The organism is Allokutzneria sp. NRRL B-24872, assembly GCF_002155965.1.
GTDB lineage: Bacteria > Actinomycetota > Actinomycetes > Mycobacteriales > Pseudonocardiaceae > Allokutzneria.
Genome location: NZ_MUMH01000148.1, coordinates 1 through 1,181 on the forward strand (window position 1 = coordinate 1; position 1,181 = coordinate 1,181).

Consider the following 1,181-nt stretch of genomic DNA (forward strand, 5'->3'; position numbering starts at 1 on the left):
CGACCCCTCGGTGACCGCGCGCGACCTGCTCGACGCCGTCGTAGACCAGATGGCTGAAGGCCAAGTGAGACAGGGAATTGCCAAAGCGGCAGTGCTGCTCGGTTGCACTACCGCTGAGGCGGCGTACCAACTCGGTAACGGGTCCAGGGTGACCGCGCGGGACACGGTTCCCTTCACCCTGTGGGCGGCCGCGACCCACCTCGACGACTACGCGGCGGCGATCACCGCGTGCGTCGAGGCGGGCGGCGACGTCGACACGACGGGNNGAGGAGTGGCTGGCCGCGCGGGAACCGCTGCCCAGCTGGTGAGCTGCCCTTTTCTCACAAGGGCCTAGAGGAGCCGTTCGGTGGCGGCGCGAAATGCGTCCGGGTTGACCTGGGCGCCGCCGCTGAACGGATTTTCCATCTGTGATATCGCGAAGAGCAGCAGCGTGATGGTCGCGGTCAGCGCCACCACGATAATGACGTGCGGGACCAGGTTGGGGCCGCCGAAAAGATACGGGAATGAAACAGACATAATGCCGCCGATGATCAGCGCGAACCACACCACGCTGTTCACGCCCTCGCCTGCGGCCTCCAGCCTCGCCTGGCGCGACTGGTAGACCTGCCACAGCTGGTTGGCGGCCTCGGCCTGCCTGCTCTCCTGCCAGTCACCGTCGGGTTTGGCCTCGGCGATGGCGGTCTTGAGCCGCTCCAGCGTCTGCGCGCCGGTGGACGCGACGGTCTCGCCCTCGCGCATCCTCGGCCACTCCTCGTTGATCACCATGGCCGTATAAGACCTGCTCAGCTCCTTGACGAGGTCCTTGGTCGGCTCCGGGAGCGNNTGGCCGCCGCGTCGAACAGCGAGATCAGCACGAAGGCGACCAGCACCGCGTGCAGCCCGCCGACAACGGCGAAGACGCTGCCCGCCGAGGAGTTGTTGCGCTCGTCGTCCCAGCCGAACTTCGTCTGGAGCACCACCGCGATGGTGGCCGCCACGGCCGAAGCACCCAGGACCCAAAGTAACCCAATGGTGTAGATATTCAATTCGGCCCCTTTCTGGTGCAGAATTACATCACGGCGCGCTGGGGCCGTACAGTCGCTGAACAGATGGGACAGAAGGCGTCCGCGCCGGGTGAAAACACGGTGCGATACCGGAAGTGGTGCTCGAATGTCGTATTCCGTTGCTCCATTACGGTGGCG

At 65.6% G+C, this 1,181-nt stretch carries 2 protein-coding genes; one reads left to right on the forward strand and one right to left on the reverse strand.

What is annotated here, in order from left to right:
* The coding region (locus tag CCN37_RS42435) for an ADP-ribosylglycohydrolase family protein (RefSeq protein ID WP_143261897.1) at window positions 1–334 on the forward strand (334 nt) is incomplete at its 5' end.
* Here the strand turns inward: CCN37_RS42435 and CCN37_RS42440 are convergent.
* Window positions 331–765 (reverse strand): hypothetical protein, encoded by a 435-nt coding sequence (locus CCN37_RS42440; RefSeq protein WP_371505259.1) that lies wholly within the window; start codon window positions 763–765, stop codon window positions 331–333. The two genes, CCN37_RS42435 and CCN37_RS42440, sit on opposite strands and share 4 nt — an antisense overlap.
* Window positions 766–1,181 lie beyond the last annotated feature (416 nt).

What these genes read in the sequence shown, in the direction of transcription:
- CCN37_RS42440 (WP_371505259.1), bottom strand. Translation starts at nt 765, where the DNA reads ATGGTGATCAACGAGGAGTGGCCGAGGATGCGCGAGGGCGAGACCGTC.